The organism is Sorangium sp. So ce302 (assembly GCF_051530145.1).
In the GTDB taxonomy this organism is placed as follows: Bacteria; Myxococcota_A; Polyangia; order Polyangiales; family Polyangiaceae; genus Sorangium; species Sorangium cellulosum_B.
Genome location: NZ_CP150326.1, coordinates 5765500 through 5785412 on the forward strand (window position 1 = coordinate 5765500; position 19913 = coordinate 5785412).

Genomic DNA, 19913 nt, shown 5'->3' on the forward strand with positions numbered 1-19913 from the left:
CCGAGGGCAGGTCGTCGCCTCCCGCCCGCTCACTTCGGCTGCGTGATCCGCAGCGACTGCTGCTCCTCGGGATTCCGGTACGCCTCGATCACGGCGTAAGCCGCCGCGGCCGCCGCCGACGCGCGGCCTGGGGCTGCTGCGGAGCCGGGGGCGCGGCGACCGCGGGGTGGCGCGGCGGCCGGGTGCGGCGCGACGTAAGAGCCGGCCGGCGCCTGGACCGGCTCGCACATGCAGCCCGCCACGGCGCGGTCCACGAGCACGAAGGCGGACATCCGCATCCCGAGCGCGTAACAGGAGCTGGCGCAGTGGGTCGGCCCGCGCTCCGCGGATACGAGCTCGAATCCCCGCGAGCTCGGGGGCTTCATGGGCCGTCCTGCCCGAGGGCGTGCCGCCGTGTTACCCTGTCGCCGTGTCTGATACGGCCGGTACCGAGATCGAGCGGTCTACCTAGGCCCTGGAGACCCTCTACGAGCACCAGGATCATGATTTCGTCATCGACACGGTCCCGCACGTGATCGCCTGGTTGCCCGACCGCGGCGAGCCGCAGGATCAGCAGCCGTTCCTGTTCCAGATGGGTGTCGTCCGCCCGAGCGGCGCCGAGCCCAGGTCCATGGAGCTCATGCTCGGTTGGAGCATGGAAGCCCTGGAGAGGCGTGACATCGCTCTGAGCTCCAAGATCGCGCGGCTGCGCTCGGGCCGCACCGTGGACCGCGAGCGCATCACGGAGAACGCGGCCTATGGGCTCGCGCTCGTCGCCATCTCGGCGCTGATGCCAGGAAGGCGGGTGATCACCATGTGCAAAGGGGAGGCGCCGGACTTCGTGCTCGACGCGACCCCGGGGGCGCTCCGCGGCGTCGAGGTCGCGGGGCGGTCGTCAGGCGGCCTTTCGGCGCTCCGTGCGGTCCGCGTGGAGAAGGGCGCCCGGTTGAATGCCAGAAACGACATCGCCGAGGTCCACCTCTCGCTCTGGTGCGCGCTCCCGCGCGTCAGCGAGCTCTACCAGGTGAAGCCATGAAAATGCACGATGGGTACCTCGCCTTGCTGGCCTCCGGGGGTAAGCGGAAGCTCAGGGCCAACTCGCTGCTGGCCTACGGAGACGAAGAGAGCCGCTTCGAGGCAGCCGTGCTGTTTCACGAGGCGGCCGACATCGAGAGACGCGCGCTCTCGCTCCTGGAGGATGTCGAGCCCGAGACCCGCCTGAGGGCAGCGGTCGAACGGTGCGCATGCCTGGTCATGGGCTTCGACGTCGTGGAGGCAGCGCGCGCCTTCCGCGAGGTGGAGGAGGCCAGCGCGGCCGTGCCTCAGGAGACCGCAGACGCGCACCGGGATCGGCTCGATCGTCTGTACTTCGCCGCGCGGCAGGATCTCACGGAGGTCCTGAGACGAGCGCCCGTACTGACCTCATCCCGTTTCCGATGGGAGGAGATCGCCGAAACGGACCGGCCGCGCGCGCGCGCCGAGCTCGATACGCTCCTTCAACGCTTCCCCGGCGAGTCGACGTTTCATCTCGTCGATGCCAGGGCAGCGCTCGACGAGCGCCGCTTCGACGATCTCGGCCAGGCCGTGCGACGGGCACACCGGCTGTGCCCGGACAACCCGCTCCTCCGGGCTTACCTGCTCCTCGTGACCGCCCAGTCCATCGCCTACCCCGGCTCCGCGACGACGCGCGAGGAGGCCGAGGCCGAGCTGGACAGGACCTATCAGGAGCTGAACCGCGAGGCCGCGGACGGCGTCGTCTATCTAGGCTTCATGACGGCGTCCCTGGCTGCGTTCCTGGCCGCATTCTACGCGGGTGAGGATGCCGCCGAGGTTCACGGCGAGCGAGCTCGCTGGGCCGCGGAGACCGGAGCGCAGCGGCGCTCGATCATCTCCGAGGACATCGGCAAGCACATCGAGGCGGCAAGGCCCCTCATCGAGCTCCTGACAACACAGCCGCAGATGCTGACGGCCATCATCGAGAGCACTCTCCGCGAAGCCCTCCTGAACAGCGACATCGGCCGAGCGTCGGGCCAAAGCCTTCAGCAGCCGAAGGGGGCCAGCCTGATCCAAGGGGTCATCTCACAGGCCTCGCGGTGGCTGACGCCGAGCGCAGAGCTCGCGGAGCTCTCGGAGCTCGCGCTCGCGGCCTAGGCGCGCCGCCGGACGCGCGAGCTCCCCCTCGGGACTACGCAGCTCACCTCGGCCGCACGGCCCGCCGCCGGACCGGCCATCGCGACGGGCCCTCGCTATCGCTCTCCTCATCGCGATCCCCGCGGCCCTATCCTCGGCGCCATGCCCACGATCCAGAGCACCGCCGAGATCGACGCCGCCTCCGACGAGCTCTTCGCGCTGTCCCAGGACTACGCTCTCCGGCTCGAGTGGGACCCGTTCCTCCGCGAGATGCGCTACCGCGACGGCGCGACCGAGCCCGCCGTCGGCGTGCGGGTGTGGGTGCGGGCGAAGAACGGGCTGTCCATGGAGGCCCGTTACATCACCCTGAACCCGCCGGAGCAGGTGGCGATCACCATGGTCGATGGGCCGCGGATCTTCCGCCAGTTCTCTGGCGCATGGCTCTTCAAGGCGCTGTCGCCGCAGCAGACCCGCGTCACGTTCCGCTACAACTTCACCGCGCGCCCGCAGGCCCTCGCCCCGGTGCTGGAGCCGGTGATGGCGGCCGTGCTGAGGCGCGACATCGTGCAGCGCCTCGCCGGGCTCAAGCAGAGCGCCGAGACGACGGACATCCTTCAGCGGCTGCCGAGGCGCGACCCGGCAGCCGTCTGACGCGCGGCAAGGCCGCGCCGCAGGAGCTCAGCGCGAGCCGCGCTCCGTGGACCCGCTCACCGCGAGGCCGCGCGCGTCCGGCGACGAGCGCCCGCGAGCGCGAGCCCGAGCCCCGCGAGCGCGAAGGCGAGTCCGCCGCCCTGCCGCCCCTCGCCGCCGATCCGGCACCCGCTGCCGCTGTCGTCCTCTGCGTCTGGCGCGGACGCCGCGCCGCCGCCGCCCCCACCCGCGCCGCCCCCACCCGCGCCGCCCCCACCCGCGCCGCCCGCGTCGGGGCCGGGCGGCACCGCGCAGGCGTGTGCCTCGAGGTCGCAGGCCTCGCCGTCATCGCAGTCCGCATCGCTCACGCACGCGACGCACGCCGGCGTCCCCTCCACGAGGGCGCAGCGCGGCGCCTGCGCGCTGCACGGGCTGCACGAAGGCCCGCAGAAGGCGTCGACGACGCACGGCGCACACAGCGCGGCGTCGTTGCAGTAGGAGCCCGCCTCGCAGCCGGTGTTTCCGCTCTGGCCGATGAACTCGCGGCCGCACTGCGCACAGGCGTCCTCGTCCGACGCGGAGGCGTCGCCCGCCACGCTCCGATGGAACGCCGCCGGCTCGAGGAGCGTGAAGCCGGACTCGGCGAGGTTCGGGCTGCCGACCTGGCCGGCCTTGAGCTGAAAATCCTGGAACTCGCCTACCAGAAGCGACACCTCGAGCTCTGAATGCTCGACGATCGCGGCATAGAGGATCTCGACGGGGTACAGGCCCTGCTCGGCGAATGTGACGGTATTCGACATTCGCCAGCTGGGTGCGCCGAGCGCGGGTGGCTGCACCAGCACCGGATAGGCGGCCTGCGCCGAGTCGTAGATCACGAGGGCCACGGCGTCGTCGGCGTAAATGCCAAAGTGGACAGGCTGCTCGACGTAGCCGGGCGGCACGGCCAGGTACCCGCGCAGGCGCATGCCGAACGCCACGTCGGGCTCGTTCGCGACGAAGTCGCACCCTCCTGCCGGGCAGTCGGAGACAGCGTCCAGAAAATCGCCGAAGCTCGCCTCGCTCCCGGCGTCGTACTTGTTCGAGAGATCGAGCGGTGTGCGCACCACGGAGCTCACGAGTTCTTCCTGCCCCGCGTCGAAGAACGTGCTCATCTTCTCGATGAATCCCGCCGTGTCGCTCGTCGGAACCCAGAAGTCGACATCTGGCGCGGACGATGGCCTTTGCGCGCCGCACAGGCCCGTACCTGCCTCGGCGGGGAGCGGAGCTACAGGACCTCCTTCGATGATCACTGGCTCGGCGTTCGCGGAGCCCGGTGCTCCCAGCGCCGTGGAGAGGGCGAGCACGAAAGAGATCGTCAGCTTGGGACGTCGGTGGAACATGGTCGCTCCTGGCAAGGAAAACGGCGCAACTACGCGGCCGCTCGCATGCGACCCGCGATTCACGGCACGTCACGTTATCCCGCGCTCGCAACGCGGAGCCCAGAAATCCCCTTCGCGGGCACGATCCTGACAGCGAGCAGCGGAGTGTCCGCCCGCGGCGCTCCGTTCGTCGCCGGCGCGCGCGGGGCGCGCCCTCATCCGCCTAGCCGCGCGAGCGCCTCCCGCGACGCTCCGGCCCCGGGGTGGCGCAGGCGCGCCCGCAGCGCCGCCGCCTCGGCGAGCAGCTCCCGCCCTCGCGCGCGCTCCTCGCCGCGCGCCGCCGCCGCGCGCGCCACGCCCGCCCAGTGCAGCGCGTCCGCCCTCGCCCACGCGTCCTCACCCGCCCACGCCACCGACGAGTCGGCGAGCGCCGTCGCGGACGCCGCCGCCCCCGCGCCGCGCGCGAGCGCGCACCGCGCGGCGACGACCGCGAGCCGGGCGCGGAACGGGCCGAACCCGCACGCCTCCGCGACATGCAGCCCCTCCAGCGCCTGCCGCGCGCCGTCGTCGAGCCGGCCGGCGGCGAGCGCGATCCGCGCCGCGAGCTCGTGGCACCGCAGCGCGACCTCCACCTCGCCCGTCGCGGCAGCCCAGCGGCGCGCCTCGACGAGGTGCGCCTCGGCCGACGCGACGTCGCCGTCGCCGCCCTCGCCTCCGTCCAGCAGCGCGAGGCCGAGCAGCGTGTGGCCGTGCGCGACGTGCCCCTCCCATCCCCTCCGCCTGCACTCGGCGATGTTCCGCTCCGTGGCCTCGCGCGCCTCGTCGCGGCGCCCGAGCGCGAGCGCGTGCTCCGCCTCCCAGAGCGCGCGGCGCGCCACCGGCGCGTCGCCCAGCTCCCGCAGGCGCGCGAAGCGCTCGCCCGCCGCGTCGACCTCGCCGAGGTCGTGCAGCACCGCGGCGAGCAGCGCCAGCGCGCGCACGGCGTGGACCTGGTCCGCGGCGCGGCGGGCGCTCCCCGCGGCGCCGCCTGCGATCTCCGCCGACCGCTCGAGCAGGCGGCGCGCGCCGGTCAGGTCGCCCCGCAGCCGCTCCGTATACGCCAGCGTGCGCAGGCCGGTCGCGATCGGCGCCGGGTCGGCGAGCGCCCCGGCGATCTCGTTGTGCGCCTCGTAGCAGGCGCAGGCGAACGCGAGATCCCCGAGCGCGCCCGCATAGAGCCCCGCGTCGTACGCGAGCGACGCGCGCACCCGCGCGGGCAGCGAGGCCGGCATGCCGCGGGGGTCGTCGCCGCCGGCGAACGCGCGCAGGATGCGGGCGCCGCGGGCCATGTCGCCGAGCTTGAGCCCGAGGTGCGCGAAGCCGCCGAGGGCGAGCGCGTAGATGTCGTACGCCTCGCCCGCCCGCCCGGCGCCGAGCAGCTCGGTGAGGATGGCCTCGTACGCGTCGACCGCCTCGCGTTCCCGCGGCGCCCGGCGCGGCGCCTCGTCGAGGCGCGGCGGCGGCGCGGCGCTCCCCGCGGCGTGGACGCGCTCCGGCGGCACGCCGAGCAGCGACTTGAAGTGCTGCCGCACGAAGGGGTGCGTCGAGTAGCAGCGCTCGCCCGGACGCGCCGCGAACACGAGCCCCAGCCGCTCCAGCCGGGCGAGCCCGCGCGCGAGCTCCGCGGCGCCCCACCCCGCCATGGCGCCCGCGATCTCGCCGCCGGCCCGGACCAGCTGGAGCAGCGCCTCCTCGCCCGCGCCGCCGGGGAACACCGAGAGGCGCGCGAGCAGATCCCGCTCGCCCGGCGGCAGCGCGCGCGCGTAGGCCGACAGCACCGAGCTCAGGCGGCGGGCGAGGACGTCGTCCTGCTCGGCCTCGGCGAGGTGCGCCGCCTGCGCCGCGGAGAGCCGCCCCGCGTCGCCGCCGAGGAACGCGCCCACGTAGGAGCCGACGACGGCGACCGACAGCGCGTGGCCGCCCGTCGTCTCGAGCAGCGCGCCGAGGGCGCCGTCGTCGCCGCGGATGCCCCAGCGGCGCAGGAGCGACGCCGCGTCGCCCTCGCAGAGCGGCTCGGGCCGGATCGTCGCGAGCCCGCCCTCGGCCCAGGCGGACAGATCCGCGAGCTCGAAGCGCGACGTGACGAGCGCCCGCGCGCCGCCGAGCCCGGACGCGATCGCGCAGAGCAGCCGCCGGAGGAGCGCGTCGTGGAGCTCGCCGTGCGCGCGCCCTGCGCCCCCCTCGGCCTGCACGGTCTCGAGCCCGTCGAGCACGAGCAGGTGCGGCGGCCCCTGCCCCAGCGCCTCCTTCAGCCGCGCGAGCTGCTCTCCGGGCGCCGCCTGAGGCCGCGGCGCCGCCGGGCCCGAGGCGCCCGCGCCCGGCGCGAAGTAGGCCGCCGCCTGGTCGAGGAACGCCTCGGTCCTGGGGTCGTCGTAGAAGCTCCAGACGAGCACCCCGCCGGGCCGCGGGGCGTCGCCGAGCCCCTGGAGGAAGCGCTCGGCGATCGCGGTCTTGCCCGCCCCGCCGATGCCGAGGAGCGCGATCACCCGGGGGCGCGGCGGCGAGCCGTCGGCCCACGCGGCGAGCCGATCGAGGATCTCCGCGCGCCCGACGAAGTGCCGCGCTCGCTGGAGCGTGTGCGCGTGCAGCGGGCGCCACGCCGGGGCGGGCGCCTCCGCGGCCTGGCTCGCCGCACCCGCTTCCTCTGCGGCGGGATCCGCCGCCAGCGCGGCTTCGGCCTCGGCCTCGGCCTCGACGACGAGCAGCTCCGCCTCGGCGAGGCCGAGCTCGGCGCCGAGCCGCTCGATGATGCGCCGCCGGGACGGGCTCCGGACCGAGAAGCCGAGCCGCGGATCGTTGACGGCGCCCGACTCGTAGCGGCGGTAGGTCCGCACGTCGACGCCGATCGACGCGGCGACCTGCTCCTGCGTCAGGTCGAGATCGAGCCGCGCCCGCTGGAGGAGCGTGTGGTTGAAGCGGACCGCGGGCTCCGCGCCGCGGCCCGCCCTGGAGACCCGTGCCATCGGTGCGAGCGCTCGATCATCGGCGATGCGGCGCTCTCCTGTCCACCGCGCTGCCCGGTCCTGCCCGGTCCTGCCCGGGTCCCGCCCTTCCGGATCCGGTCCGCCCGGGCCCACGCTTCACGCATGAGCACCTTGCACGCCGAACGGACCGCCCAGTGCACCGACTACACCGACGATCTCCGCATCTTCACGGTGACGAACGTCCTGTCGCCCGAGGAGTGCGAGGGCTTCATCGCGCTCGCCGAGGCGCGAGGCTTCGAGCAGGCGCCGATCGGGGGCAGCGAGGTGATCAACCTCGAGGTGCGCAAGAACGGCCGCGTCATGATCGACGATCCGGACCTCGCCGCGAGCCTCTGGGAGCGGCTCGCGCGGTGGACGCCGCCGAGCTTCGGCCTCCACCGCGCCGTCGGGCTGAACGAGCGCTTCCGCTACTATCGCTACATCGAGGGCGAATATTTCAACTGGCACGGCGACGGGTCGTTCGTGCGACCCGGCGGCGAGCGGAGCCTGTTCACCGCGATGATCTACCTGAACGACGATTTCGAGGGCGGCACGACCGATTTCTGGGGCGGCCGGAGCATCGCCCCGCGGCGCGGGATGGCGCTCCTGTTCGAGCACCGCCGGCTCCACCGCGGCGCCGCCGTGACACGGGGGAGCAAGTACGTCCTCCGCAGCGACGTGATGTACCGGCGCGGGTGATGCCAGCGCCACGCGCGCGCCGGCGCTCGGCGCGTCAGCGGGGCGCCGCGGTGGCGCCGGCGCCGAGCGCCTCGGCGAGGCGCGGCAGCACCTCGCCGGCCCGGGCCTCGATCTTCAGCGCGCCGAGCTCCTCGCCGCGCGCGGAGCCGAGGTTGATCATGGCGATCGGGGTGCCTCGCTGCGCGGCGCGCAGCACGAAGCGGTAGCCCGAGAAGACCGCCAGCGACGAGCCGACGACGAGGAGCGCGTCCGCCGCGTCCACGAGCGCGAACGCCGCGTCGACGATCGGCCGGGCCACGTTCTCGCCGAAGAAGACGACGCGCGGCTTGAGCGGCCCATCGCAGCGGAGGCACGGCGGCGCACGGAAGCCCGCCACGTGCTCGGCGGGCAGGTCGGCGTCGCCGTCGGGGGCGAGGTCGGCCGCGAGGCGCAGCCAGCCGGGGTTCTGCGCGAGGAGCCGCTCCTGGAGGGCGGCGCGCCGCTCCATCGCGCCGCACGCGAGGCAGGCGACCTCGGAGAGCGTCCCGTGCAGCTCGATCACGCAGCGGCTGCCCGCGGCCTGGTGGAGGCCGTCGACGTTCTGCGTGATGAGGCCCTCGAGCTGCCCCGCCTGCTCGAGCCGCGCGAGGGCGCGGTGGGCGGGGTTCGGCTCGGCCCTGGAGAACCGCTCCCAACCGATCACGGCGCGCGCCCAGTAGCGCTGCCGGATCTCGGCCGAGCGGGAGAACTCCCGCCCCTGGATCGGGTTCCGCGCGCGGCGCCGCGTCTCGGGCCCTCGATAATCGGGGATGCCGGACTCGGTGCTGCACCCCGCGCCCGTCAGCGCCACGATCCGCTTGCCGCGCAGGAGCGCGATGAGGTCGTCGAGCGGATCGGCCGGACGCGCTTCGCTGAGCGGCATATGCCCGGGTTGTGGCCCGCCACGACGCGCACCGCCAGGCCAGCGTGTGTCGACCGCGCGGTCCGAGCTCCGCGGAACATCTCGCTTGACCGGTCGGCCGCGCGGCCATATGTAAGCACCCGTGTTGGTGCCCCTGGCTTCGCCCGGGGCTCAAAAGGGAACCCGGTGTGAGTCCGGGGCTGCCCCGCAGCGGTAAGCGAGAACGACCTCCACGACGAGCACTGGCCCTCGGGCTGGGAAGCGGTGGACCGTAGGAACCCGGCGAGAGCCGGAGCGCTCGTGAGCCCGAAGACCTGCCAACATCCTGCGCAGGGGAGACATCCAGCGCCGGTTTGACCTGGAAGCCTCGAGGGAGGCGGGTAGGTCCGAGCTGGCGCAGACTCTCGCGCCTGTCCCGGTTCCGACCCGTCCCCCGCGTCTTCCTTACACAGTCGCCCGCGGGGGCGAGGGGTCGGTCCGATGGCTCTTTATCGAAGGTTCAGCGCGTCCGCGCCTCTTCTTGGCCGGCTCCTCCGTACCTCGCGAACTCGCGCCGAGCGGGCTCGCACCGCTCCGGACGACGCGTGCAAGGAGTGGTGTTGTGCTGAGCGTTTCCGGTAGAGGGTCGGCACGACGCGCTCTCCCCATCCGCGGTCGCGATCCGTCTTGATCATGCGCGCTCCCCCGCTCTCCGCCGAGGGCTCAGCCCTCGAGCAAGGCGTGGGTGCGCTGGCTCGCGACCCCTCCTGTTGGCAGTAGAGGTGGAAAGGGAATAGGCTTTATGCGCATTTCTGCATCTTTGGTTGCCGCGACGCTCCTCCTGCTCTCGCCGTCGGCGTTCGCAGACGCCTTCGACGAGTACGGGGGCAACACGTCGTATACATTCAATCTGCCCGCCATCGCCGATGGATGGTCCACGGCGCTGGACGGGTTCCCCACGACGGCCCAGGAGATCGATGGCTACGAGCTGGCCGGACGGCTCCTCGTCGCCAACGATCAGACCCTGTATCTGCAGAAGAACTATGGGTCGAGCGTCTACGTGCCCGTCGCCACCCTGAGCGACGGGCCGATGGACCCGAGCTTCCTCGCCATCTCGCCGGACGGCAGCACGATCGCGCTCGGCGTCGGCTACGGGGCGCCGCTGCTCGTGTTCCCGAGCTCGATCCTCAGCATCACCTCGCCGCCTGACCTGCTCAGCCACGGGCAGGTGATCGAGCTCGACGTCGACTACTACGACGGGGCCTGGTACGGGAACGACGCGCTCGTCATCAACGGCGGCTACAGCGTCCAGGGTGTCTACACGAGCGGCGTCTATGCCCTCGACCTGACCGCGTCGCCCATCGTGGAGATCCCGCTGATCACGAGCATCCCGGGCGCATCCGGGGGGATCGCCGTGGACTCCGGAGGCAACCTCGTCACCGGGATCGGCTATCAGCCGTCGCCCAACCGGACCGGTGAAATCCGCATCTGGGCGGCGGCCGACATAGAGGACGCCATCGACGGCACGTCGGGCCCGTATGCGTTCGGCGGCAGCGAGGGCTCGCTCCTGGCGAGCAACGTGCTGAACGCGGCGGCGCTCGGCTTCGACGAGGACGACACGCTGCACGTGGGCGGCGGAGACGCGTTCGGCGTCGGCGGCGCGAGCGAGAACGGATACGCGGCGCTCGTCCGCGCCAGCGTGGTCACGGCCGTCCTCGGGGGCAGCCTGACGCCGGTCAACGAGGCGAGCTCGTCGCAGTACCTCGAGTTCACGCCGGACCCCTGCGAGGATGACAGCTCGACGTCGCCCATCGCGTTCGTAAGCCACACGAGCGCCCTGGCAATCGTGTGGAACCCATCGGGCGACGAGTACTCCTCCCCCGCCGGGCAGTGCTACTCGGCCGGGAGCGCCTGGGATTACTGGGAGGTCGGCGTGACGCCGAAGGTGACGCTGTACTTCCCCGACGGCGCGCCGGACTCGGACAGCGACGGCGTGCCCGACGGCGCGGACAACGCCTACCTCACGGCGAACGCGAACCAGCGCGACACCGACGGCGACGGCTTCGGGAACATCGCGGACGCGGATCTCGACAACGACGGCGACGTGGGCACGGGCGACTACACCATCCTCAGCGCCGCGATGAACACCCAGCTGGGCAACCCAGGGTACAACCAGCACGCCGACTTCAACGGCGATGGGTACGTCAACACGGCCGATTACAACATCTACCTCGCGCGAAACAACACGTCGGCGCCGTTCTATTGATGTGTGGGCGCGGGCAGCGCCGCGTCGGGCATGCTCCGATGGAGCGCGCCCCCGCCCTCGGAGGTCTCATGGTGTCTCGTATGGCGCGCGCGAGCGCGCTCCTTTCGATATTCGCGCTCATCGCCTGCGCCTCCGAGAGCTCCCCGTCCGGGAGCGGGACCGGCGGCACGGGTGGTGGAGCCGCGCAGGGGTCCGGCGGCGCTGGCGGTGAAGGCGGAGCGGGCGGAACAGGCTCCACCTCCGGAGCTGGAGAGGCCGGCGGCGCTGGAGGTGCCGGAGGCGCCGATGGTGCTGGCGGTGCCGGCAGCACCGGAGGCGCCGACGGCTCTGGCGGCTCTGGCGGCGCTGGCGGCACCGGAGGCGCTGGCAGCACCGGAGGCGTCGGTGGCGCCGCCAGCACCGGAGGCGCCGATGGCTCTGGCGGCGCTGGTGGCTCCGGAGGTGCAGATGGCGCTGGCGGCGCCGGCAGCACCGGCGGCGCCGGGGGCGCAGATGGCGCTGGCGGCTCCGGAGCCGCCGGCGGCGCAGGAGAAGGCTGCACCGGCACGGAAACGGTGTTTGTTTCCGAGGTGATCAGTTATCGCTTCGGGCCAGGCCAACCATTCGGACAGGACAAGTTCCCGGACATCGCCTTCGGTCCTCCCAAGGGTGGGGGTTGTTGCGGCGGCTCGGCCGACGTGGTGTCCCTCGGCAACGGCGGCACCGTCACCTTCGGTTTCTCTGGCAACCTCATCGTCGATGGCCCCGGGCCGGATTTCATCGTCTTCGAGAACGCATTCCAGAGCACCCCGACCACCGTGTTCGCCGAACTCGCGACCGTCGAGGTCAGCCAGGACGGCGTCGACTGGATAGCTTACCCGTGCAAGGCCACGGCGGCCCCCTATGACGACTGCGCCGGCTGGCACCCTGTGCTGGCGAACCCCGAAACGAACTCCATCGATCCCACCGATCCCGCCGTCGCGGGCGGCGATGCCTTCGACCTCACCGGCGTCCGCCTCGATTTCGTCCGCTATGTGCGGATCACGGATCGCGTGGACATGGCCGGCCCGAACGGCACCTTCGATCTCGACGCCGTGGCGATCGTGAACGCATCCTGCCAATGACCATCCACGGCAAATACGCCAATGGTACGCCGATGGAATGACAGCATGTCGATCGCCCCGCTCGTCCGGCCACCCCCAACATATCGCTTGACCTGCGCTCGGCACCGCAATATGTAGTGCCTCATGTTGGTGCCTCGGGCTTCGGCCCGGGGCTCAAAAGGGAACCCGGTGTGAATCCGGGGCTGCCCCGCAGCGGTAAGCGAGAACGATCTCCACGACGCGCACTGGCCCTCGGGCTGGGAAGCGGTGGACCGTAGGAATCCGGCGAGAGCCGGAGCGCTCGTGAGCCCGAAGACCTGCCAACATCCTGCGCTGGGGAGACATCCGGCGCCGGTTTGACCTGGAAGCCTCGAGGGAGGCGGGTAGGTCCGAGCTGGCGCAGACGCTCGCGCTTGTCCCGGTTCCGACCCCCTCCCGCGCTGTCTTCCTTTCGCCCGCGGGGGCGAGCGGTCGGTCCGATGGCTCCTCCAGAGAGCCTGGCGCACCCGCGCTCATCGGCTGGCTTCTTCGCTCTCGCGGCATCGACGCGAGCGGTCCGGGACCGCTCGGAACGAGCACGACGAGGAGGATGCCATGCTGAACGAACCGTTGGTGAAGAGCAACGGCGCGGCGCCGTTGCGCGCGCTCCACGCACTCCACGCACCCCATGCGCCCGCCATGACGAGCGCCGGCGCGGAGGAGACGCTCCCGCACACGACGATGCGGGTGAAGAAGAGGAACGGGTCGAGCGAGCCCGTGGACGTCAACAAGATCGTCCGGGCGGTGAGCCGCTCTTGCGCGGCCCTGTCCGACGTGGACGCGCTCCGCGTCGCGACAAAGACCATCAGCGGCCTCTACGACGGCGCGACGACGCGCGAGCTCGATCAGCTCTCCATCCAGACGGCGGCGTCGCTCATCGCCGATGAGCCCCAGTACGCGAAGCTCGCGGCGCGCCTGCTCGCCACGTACATCGACAAGGAAGTCCGCAATCAGGAGATCCACGCGTTCTCGCAGTCCATCGCCGTGGGGCGGCGGCTGGGCCTCATCAACGATCGGCTCCACGGCTTCGTGGCGCAGAACGCCCGCAAGCTGAACGACGCCATCGAGCCGGGGCGGGACCACGAGCTCGAGTACTTCGGCCTGCGGACCCTCTACGACCGCTACCTGCTGAAGCACCCCGAGACGCGCCTCGTCATCGAGACGCCGCAGCAGTTCTTCCTGCGCATCGCGTGCGCGCTGTCCGAGACGGCGGCGCAGGCCATCGAGCTCTACCGGCTCTTCTCGTCGCTCGATTACCTGCCGAGCTCACCGACGATGTTCAACTCCGGGACAAGCCACGAGCAGCTCTCGAGCTGCTTTCTGCTCGACTCGCCCGAGGATCACCTCGAGACCATCTACCAGCGCTACACCGACGTCGCGATGCTCTCGAAGTTCTCGGGCGGCATCGGGCTCGCCTACCACCGGGTGCGGTCGCGCGGCTCGCTCATCGAGAGCACCAACGGGCACTCCAGCGGGATCGTGCCTTGGCTCAAGACGCTCGACGCGTCCGTCGCGGCCGTGAACCAGGGCGGCAAGCGCAAGGGCGCCTGCTGCGTCTACCTCGAGCCGTGGCACGCCGACGTCGAGGAGTTCCTCTCGCTGCGCGACAACACGGGCGACGAGGCGGCGCGCACGCACAACCTGAACCTCGCGAGCTGGGTCCCGGACCTCTTCATGAAGCGGGTCGAGGCCGACGGTGAATGGAGCCTGTTCGACCCGAAGGACGTGCGCGATCTCCCCGATCTCTACGGTGAGGAGTTCGATCGCCGCTACGTCGAGGCCGAGCGGGCGGGCCTGGCCAAGAAGACGATGAAGGCCCGCGAGCTCTACGCGCGGATGATGCGCACGCTCGCGCAGACCGGCAACGGCTGGATGACGTTCAAGGACAAGTCGAACCGCGCCTGCAACCAGACGGCGCTGCCGGGCCGGATCGTCCACCTCTCGAACCTCTGCACCGAGATCCTGGAGGTGACCTCGAACGAGGAGTCGGCCGTCTGCAACCTGGGCTCGATCAACCTCGCTCGCCACACGGTCACGCTGGCGGACGGCGCGGTCGCGGTCGACTTCGAGAAGCTCGCGCGCACGGTGCGGACCGCGGTCCGCCAGCTCGACCGCGTCATCGACCTCAACTACTACCCCATCCCCTCGACGAGGCGATCGAACCTCCGCTGGCGGCCTGTCGGGCTCGGGCTCATGGGCCTGCAGGACGTGTTCTTCCAGATGCGCCTGCCCTTCGACGCCCCGGCCGCGCGTGAGCTCTCGAGGCGGATCTCGGAGGATGTGTATTACCACGCGCTCTCGACGTCCGCGGACCTCGCGGCGGAGAAGGGGCGACACCCGGCGTTCGACGAGACGCGCGCCGCGCGCGGAGAGCTCCAGTTCGACGCGTGGGACGTCGTCCCGGAGGACACGGCGCGCTGGGAGGCGCTCCGCGCGCGCGTCCGCGCCGAGGGGCTCAGGAACTCGCTGCTCGTCGCCATCGCGCCGACGGCCACCATCGCGTCGATCGCGGGCTGCTACGAGTGCATCGAGCCGCAGGTGTCCAACCTCTTCAAGCGCGAGACGCTCTCCGGGGACTTCCTGCAGATGAACCGCTACCTGGTCGCGGAGCTCAAGCGGCTCGGCGCCTGGAACGACGCGGTGCGCGCCCGGCTCAAGCTCGCGGAGGGCTCGGTCCAGGGCATGGACGAGCTGCCCGAGGAGCTCCGCGCCGTGTACCGGACGGCGTGGGAGATCCCGATGCGCTCGCTCATCGACATGGCCGCGGATCGCGGGGCCTTCATCGATCAGAGCCAGTCGCTGAACCTCTTCATCGAGAACCCCACCATCGGTCAGCTCTCGAGCATGTACTTCCACGCATGGAAGAAGGGGCTCAAGACGACGTACTACCTGCGATCGCGCCCCGCGACGCGCATCGCCAAGGCGACCGTGGAGGCGGCGCCGGACCGCACGCCCGAGGGCGGCGCCGCGCCGCGCCGCGAGGGCGGCTGGGGGCAGGCGCCGCCGGCGAAGGCGGCCGCGGACGTGGCGTGTGCGCTCGAGAACCCCGAGGCGTGCGAGGCCTGCGAGTGAGCCGCGTCAGCCGCCCCGCGCGCCTCCTGGATCCGGGCCAGTGCCTCACCCTGCGCCCGATGGCCTATCCGGCCTTCTTCGAGATGTACCGCTCCGCCATCAAGAACACATGGACCGTGGAGGAGGTCGACTTCTCCACGGACGTGGGCGACCTGCGGAAGATGACCGACGCGGAGCGGCACCTCGTGCAGCGCCTCGTCGCGTTCTTCGCCACGGGGGACTCGATCGTCGCGAACAACCTCGTCCTCAACCTGTACAGGCACATCAACGCCCCGGAGGCGCGGATGTACCTGTCGCGGCAGCTCTACGAAGAGGCGCTTCACGTCCAGTTCTATCTGACGCTCCTCGACACGTACATCCCCGATCCCGAGGACCGTCACCGCGCCTTCGCGGCGGTCGAGAACATCCCCTCGATCCGCCAGAAGGCCGATTTCTGCATGCGCTGGATCGATTCCATCGAGTCGCTCGGGCGGCTGGAGTCGCGCGCCGAGCGGCAGCGGTTCCTCCTGAACCTCATCTGCTTCGCCGCGTGCGTCGAGGGGCTCTTCTTCTTTGGCGCGTTCGCGTACGTGTACTTCCTGCGCTCACGCGGCCTGCTCCACGGGCTCGCCGCGGGGACGAGCTGGGTCTTCCGCGACGAGAGCGCGCACATGCGCTTCGCCTTCGAGGTCGTGGGCACGGCGCGGCGCGAGGAGCCCGAGCTCTTCGACGCCGGCCTCTCGCGGTCGATCCTCGACATGATGGATGAGGCGATCGCCTGCGAGGCCCGGTTCGCCGAGGATCTCCTCGGCGCCGGCGTCGCGGGCATGTCGGCGCGCGACGTGCGCAGCTACCTCGAGTTCTGCGCCGACCAGCGGCTCGCCACGCTCGGCATGCCGAAGCGCTACGGGGCGAAGAACCCGTTCTCGTTCATGGATCTGCAAGACGTCCAGGAGGTCACGAACTTCTTCGAGCGCCGCGTCTCCGCGTATCAGGTCGGCGTCTCCGGGGAGGTCGTCCTCGACGCCGCGTTCTGACGCCTGTCAACCGACGTACCGCCCGCGGGGCCGATCAGAGCCCGCCGATCCCTCGCGGCGGGAGCCCGATCTCCGTGTCGACGGTCGCGTCCTCCAGCGGCTCGAGCGCGCCGTTCGCCGCCACCTTCCAGCGCCGGAGCTTGCTCCTCTCCGCGTCGCTCAGCAGGCAGACATCGCCGCAGCCGGGCGAGCAGTGGACGCCGCCGAAGGCGTAGGACTGGGTCGCCAGGGCGAGCGTCGTGACCTCGCCCGTGGCGATGCTCACCGAGAAGGCGCGGTCCCCGGCAGACGCGCTGCCCGCGTAGGCGGTCCCGAGGAGGACGTCCTCGGAGGCGAAGGCGAGCGTGGGCTGGACCGCGGCGCCGAGCGCCCTGGCCACGCCGAGCCGCTCGATCTCCTCCGGGGGCGAGGTGCGAGCGTCGTAGATCACGATGTCGCTCGTCGCCGGGTCGTACTCCATCGTCTCGGCGTCGAAGCGGCTCGAGCAGGCGACCGCCAGCCGCTCTCCCGAGGGCGACACGGCGAGACGCCCGCAGCCGTAGAGCCCCTGCACGTCGACCGTCCATGTGACAGCGCCCTGCTCCGGCGAGACGCCCACGAAGCGCCCTTCGCCCGCGGTCGAGAGGTCCGCTGCGAGCCGGCCGAGGGCCACGACCACGTCGTCGCCGACGCGCGCCATCCCCGACGGGCGCGGCAGGAGCCCTTCTTCCTCCTCCGGCAGGGCGATGCGCCCCGCGATGGAGTACTCCTTCGTGTCGACGATCAGGAGATCGCCGCCCTCGTCGAACGGCTCCACGCCCGGGCTCGGGTTGCTCCCGTAGCGCGACACGAGCGCGCGGTCCGCGCCGACCTCGATGTAGTCCTGAGGGTTCGACTCGAACCCCTGCCCGACCGGGAGCTGCGCGAGGACCTCGGCGGTCTCGAGATCCATCCAGGTGATCACGTTCGTGCCGAACCGATCGAGCAGGACGACGCGGCCGGACGGCGGCGCCGCCCTCGGGACATCGACGTCGCCGGACAGCGCGAGGCTCAGCCCCGGCTTCGCCGCGCCGCTCGACACGAAGGAGGGCGACAGGGTGGTCCCGTCGAGCTCCGACACAGCGATGTTCGTCGACTGGTAGTCGCTCGTCACGATGACGACGCCGCTCTCACACGCGTCGCCGTCGCCGCCGCCGTGGACGCCGCCCGTCGACGGCGGCGGCGAATCCACGTTGCACCCGAGGAGCGGAATCGAGATCGCGATCGCAAACAGACTGATCTTCACCATGTTGACTCCAGTGTGAAAAACACGCTCCGTCCCGGGAGCGGAAACCCGACGACATCCGTACGCCGCGCGTCCAGGAGGTCCGCGACGCGACCCCTCACCGCGAGGTGCCCGCCGAGCCACCTCGCCTCCGCGTCGAGGTCGAGGGTCGCTTGCTCCGCGATCACGCCGAGGCCGGCGGGATCGGCGTACCGGCTCGACTGGTACACGGCCCGGAGCTCACCGGACGCGCCCGAGAACACGGCGCTCTCCGGGCGCTTCCACTCGGCGTGCAGGCGCGGCGCGACGACGAGGCGCGAGCGGAACGGGAGGATGTCGTTCCTCGTCGTCCGCCCCGGCGTCGTGTCCCGCGGATCGAGGAGCGTCGCCGCGATCTCGGCGCGGAGGAACCGGGTCACCTCGACCCCGGCCAGGAGCTCCGCGCCCACGACACGGGCGCGGCCGACGTTGTACGGGCTCACGTAGCCCTGGCCGGATTTCTCGTACGCGACGAGCCCGGAGACCGCGCTCCCGAACGCGAACACGTCGATGAACGCGCCGCGCAGCACGGCGCCGCGCCCCGTCTGCGCCCGGATCCCGGCCTCGATCGTGGCGCCTGACTCCGGCTCGAGCTCCGCGTTGCCGTGGACGACGCCGGAGACGCCGTACACCTCGCCGAGCGTCGGGACGCGGACGTAGCGGCCCACGGTCGCGAGGAGCCGGAGCCGGTCGCTCCCCGCCTCCACGCCGACCCGCCCGGTCGGGACGAGCACGTCGCAAGGGCGCTCGCGGTCCGCCCCGGTGGCGTGGCACTCCCCGCTCGCGAGGGCGTGCAGCGCGAGCCCCTCGCCGAGGCGCGCCTCCACGCTGACGGCGCCGCGCGCGAACGAGCGCCGCGCCCGCGCGAGCGGCACGTCGTCCGGCGCGCGTGAGATGCCCTCGCGCGCGACCGAGAGCACGGGCCGCACCCGGAGCCGGTCGGCGAAGGAGAGCGTCGCCCCGAGCGTCTGCTCCAGGCGGCGGCCGGCGAGCCGGAGCTCCGGCGTGAGCAGCGCGAGCTCGAAGAGGGGATCATGGACCTCCGACCGCGCCTCGATGAACGAGGTGCGCGCCTCGAGCGTGTGCTGCGCCTCTCCGCCGAACGGCACCCGCGCCGCGACGGACGTCAGCGCGCGCCGCGACTCCCCCCGCGCCTCGCGGGACGGCAGGAGCGCGAGCCTCGGCACGCCCTGCTCGCGGCCGGTGCCGTTCGCGATCACGTCGACGATCGCGCCGCCCCCGAGCTCGACGCGCGCGAGCGCCCAGGCGTCGATCGTGCGCACGTCGGCGTTCTGCCGGCGTTCCAGGGTGTCGTCGCTCTCGTCGAAGAGCGTCCCGCCATCGTTGACGAACGCGTAGCGGTTCTCCGCGGCCTCCGCGCTCACCCCGACGATCGCGCTCACCGGGCCCGCGCTGGCGCCGGCGAACGCCCACCCGCGCCGCGCGCCGAGCGAGCCCGCCATGGCGCCCGCGCCGGCCGTCGTCCGGGAAGGCCGCCGCGGCTCGAAGAAGATCGCGCCGCCGGGGCCGAGGCGGTCGGCCTCGATGGGCGCGTGGCCGCGGTAGATCTCGATGCGCTCGATGAGCCAGAGGGGCACGAGGGAGAGATCCGCCGTCCCCACGACGTCGTCGTTCAGGCGGACGCCGGCGAGGTACACCGGCGTCTGCGTGGCGGTCGCTCCCCGGAGGGCCGCGGTCGCCGGCCCGCCGAAGCCGCCCGACTCGATGATGAGGACGCCCGGCTGCGTGCGGAGCACGTCCGCCGCCCCGAGCCCCGCGCCGGTGAGGCGCTCGCGGCCCAGCACCGACCCTGCGACGGACCTGTCCTTGGGCGGCGCGGGCGCGCGCATGTGATCCCCCTCGACGCGCACCTCCAGCGGGTCTGTCCCCGGCGGAGCGGCAGCCCGACCGCCCTCCTGCTCGGCCTCCGGCCTGCGCGGATCGTCGGCGCGGGCGGCCGGCAGGGCCGCCACGGCGCTGCAGGCGGCGAGCCAGAGCCAGCACGCCACGCCGGCGCTCCGGCGCCGACGCGACCGACGATCAGAGGAATCAACCATTCACGCGCCGCCTGCCCGCGTCGACCCAGCGCTGCTCCGGGTGAGCTGAGAGCCGAAGCGAGGAGGCTGCGTGACGGGCCACGGCACCGCGCGCGAGCGAGGTGGTCGAGAGCCTGCGCGCCTTCCCCTCGAAGGCTCAGGTCAGCGCGCGCCAGAGCACCGGCGCGCGCACCTTCGGCAGGTCTTCGGACTCACGGGCGCTGCGGCCGTCGCCGGTCGCTCTCCTACACATCACCGCTTCCCAGGCTGCTCTGGTGCGTGCCCAGTGCTTCTTGGTGATGGTCGTTCCCGTTCACCGCTGCGGGGGCAGTCCCGGATTCTCACCGGGTTCCCTTTTCAGCTCGCCAGGGATCGCCGGACGAGCACCGATGGCGGGGCGACTCGTCGCACCCGTCACGCAGGATGTCAACGCAGAAGCGAAGGCCCGGAGCGCCGCGTCCAC

Annotated in this window: 15 protein-coding genes and 3 riboswitches; of the genes, 9 read left to right on the forward strand and 6 right to left on the reverse strand. The window is 72.2% G+C overall.

Annotation, left to right across the window (positions count from 1 at the left end):
- Positions 1–29 precede the first annotated feature (29 nt).
- Positions 30–365: a hypothetical protein gene (locus WME73_RS21895; protein ID WP_437916938.1), complete on the reverse strand. Its 336-nt coding sequence runs from the start codon at positions 363–365 to the stop codon at positions 30–32.
- 146 nt (positions 366–511) lie between these two features.
- Here WME73_RS21895 and WME73_RS21900 point away from each other — a divergent pair, with 146 nt between their 5' ends.
- The 3 genes from WME73_RS21900 to WME73_RS21910 all read left to right on the forward strand — a co-directional run bounded on the left by WME73_RS21900 (position 512) and on the right by WME73_RS21910 (position 2760).
- Positions 512–1015, forward strand: coding sequence for a hypothetical protein (locus WME73_RS21900; protein WP_437916939.1), 504 nt, complete (start codon positions 512–514; stop codon positions 1013–1015).
- Complete coding sequence (locus WME73_RS21905; RefSeq protein ID WP_437916940.1) at positions 1012–2130, forward strand: hypothetical protein; 1119 nt, start codon at positions 1012–1014, stop codon at positions 2128–2130. Before WME73_RS21900 ends, WME73_RS21905 begins: the two co-directional genes overlap by 4 nt.
- Positions 2131–2271: 141 nt before the next feature.
- The gene (locus tag WME73_RS21910; protein ID WP_437916941.1) at positions 2272–2760 is read left to right on the forward strand and encodes a type II toxin-antitoxin system RatA family toxin; all 489 of its coding nucleotides are present in this window, start codon (positions 2272–2274) and stop codon (positions 2758–2760) included.
- Positions 2761–2816: 56 nt separating this feature from the next.
- Here the strand turns inward: WME73_RS21910 and traA are convergent, their stop codons facing one another.
- Both traA and WME73_RS21920 read right to left on the reverse strand, forming a co-directional pair.
- Positions 2817–4118: an outer membrane exchange protein TraA family protein gene (gene traA, locus WME73_RS21915; protein ID WP_437916942.1), complete on the reverse strand. Its 1302-nt coding sequence runs from the start codon at positions 4116–4118 to the stop codon at positions 2817–2819.
- 194 nt (positions 4119–4312) lie between these two features.
- Positions 4313–7099, reverse strand: coding sequence for a helix-turn-helix domain-containing protein (locus WME73_RS21920; RefSeq protein WP_437916943.1), 2787 nt, complete (start codon positions 7097–7099; stop codon positions 4313–4315).
- Between the two features lie 123 nt (positions 7100–7222).
- On the opposite strand from WME73_RS21920, the gene WME73_RS21925 reads away from it, so the two are divergent.
- Positions 7223–7798 carry a prolyl hydroxylase family protein gene (locus tag WME73_RS21925; protein ID WP_437916944.1) on the forward strand — a complete coding sequence of 192 codons (576 nt, stop codon included), beginning with the start codon at positions 7223–7225 and terminating at the stop codon, positions 7796–7798.
- A 34-nt stretch (positions 7799–7832) separates the two neighbouring features.
- Here the strand turns inward: WME73_RS21925 and WME73_RS21930 are convergent, their stop codons facing one another.
- Positions 7833–8699: an NAD-dependent protein deacetylase gene (locus tag WME73_RS21930; protein ID WP_437916945.1), complete on the reverse strand. Its 867-nt coding sequence runs from the start codon at positions 8697–8699 to the stop codon at positions 7833–7835.
- Positions 8700–8807: 108 nt separating this feature from the next.
- Positions 8808–9014, forward strand: a riboswitch (cobalamin riboswitch).
- Positions 9015–9459: 445 nt separating this feature from the next.
- Here WME73_RS21930 and WME73_RS21935 point away from each other — a divergent pair.
- The 5 genes from WME73_RS21935 (at position 9460) to WME73_RS21955 (ending at position 16132) form a co-directional block, all read left to right on the forward strand.
- Entirely contained in the window at positions 9460–10923 is a 1464-nt protein-coding gene (locus WME73_RS21935; RefSeq protein ID WP_437916946.1) for a dockerin type I domain-containing protein, read from the forward strand.
- Positions 10924–11130: 207 nt separating this feature from the next.
- Positions 11131–11496: a hypothetical protein gene (locus tag WME73_RS21940; protein WP_437916947.1), complete on the forward strand. Its 366-nt coding sequence runs from the start codon at positions 11131–11133 to the stop codon at positions 11494–11496.
- Complete coding sequence (locus WME73_RS21945; RefSeq protein WP_437916948.1) at positions 11493–12026, forward strand: hypothetical protein; 534 nt, start codon at positions 11493–11495, stop codon at positions 12024–12026. Before WME73_RS21940 ends, WME73_RS21945 begins: the two co-directional genes overlap by 4 nt.
- Before the next feature lie 110 nt (positions 12027–12136).
- A riboswitch (cobalamin riboswitch) is annotated at positions 12137–12344 on the forward strand.
- A 255-nt stretch (positions 12345–12599) separates the two neighbouring features.
- Complete coding sequence (locus WME73_RS21950; RefSeq protein WP_437916949.1) at positions 12600–15116, forward strand: ribonucleoside-diphosphate reductase subunit alpha; 2517 nt, start codon at positions 12600–12602, stop codon at positions 15114–15116.
- Positions 15117–15175: 59 nt separating this feature from the next.
- Positions 15176–16132 carry a ribonucleotide-diphosphate reductase subunit beta gene (locus tag WME73_RS21955; protein ID WP_437917417.1) on the forward strand — a complete coding sequence of 319 codons (957 nt, stop codon included), beginning with the start codon at positions 15176–15178 and terminating at the stop codon, positions 16130–16132.
- Between the two features lie 34 nt (positions 16133–16166).
- On the opposite strand, the gene WME73_RS21960 is transcribed toward WME73_RS21955, so the two are convergent.
- Entirely contained in the window at positions 16167–17399 is a 1233-nt protein-coding gene (locus WME73_RS21960; protein WP_437916950.1) for a hypothetical protein, read from the reverse strand.
- Entirely contained in the window at positions 17393–19423 is a 2031-nt protein-coding gene (locus WME73_RS21965) for a TonB-dependent receptor domain-containing protein (RefSeq protein WP_437916951.1), read from the reverse strand. The genes WME73_RS21960 and WME73_RS21965 overlap by 7 nt, the downstream gene beginning before the upstream one ends.
- 207 nt (positions 19424–19630) lie before the next feature.
- Positions 19631–19856, reverse strand: a riboswitch (cobalamin riboswitch).
- Positions 19857–19913 lie beyond the last annotated feature (57 nt).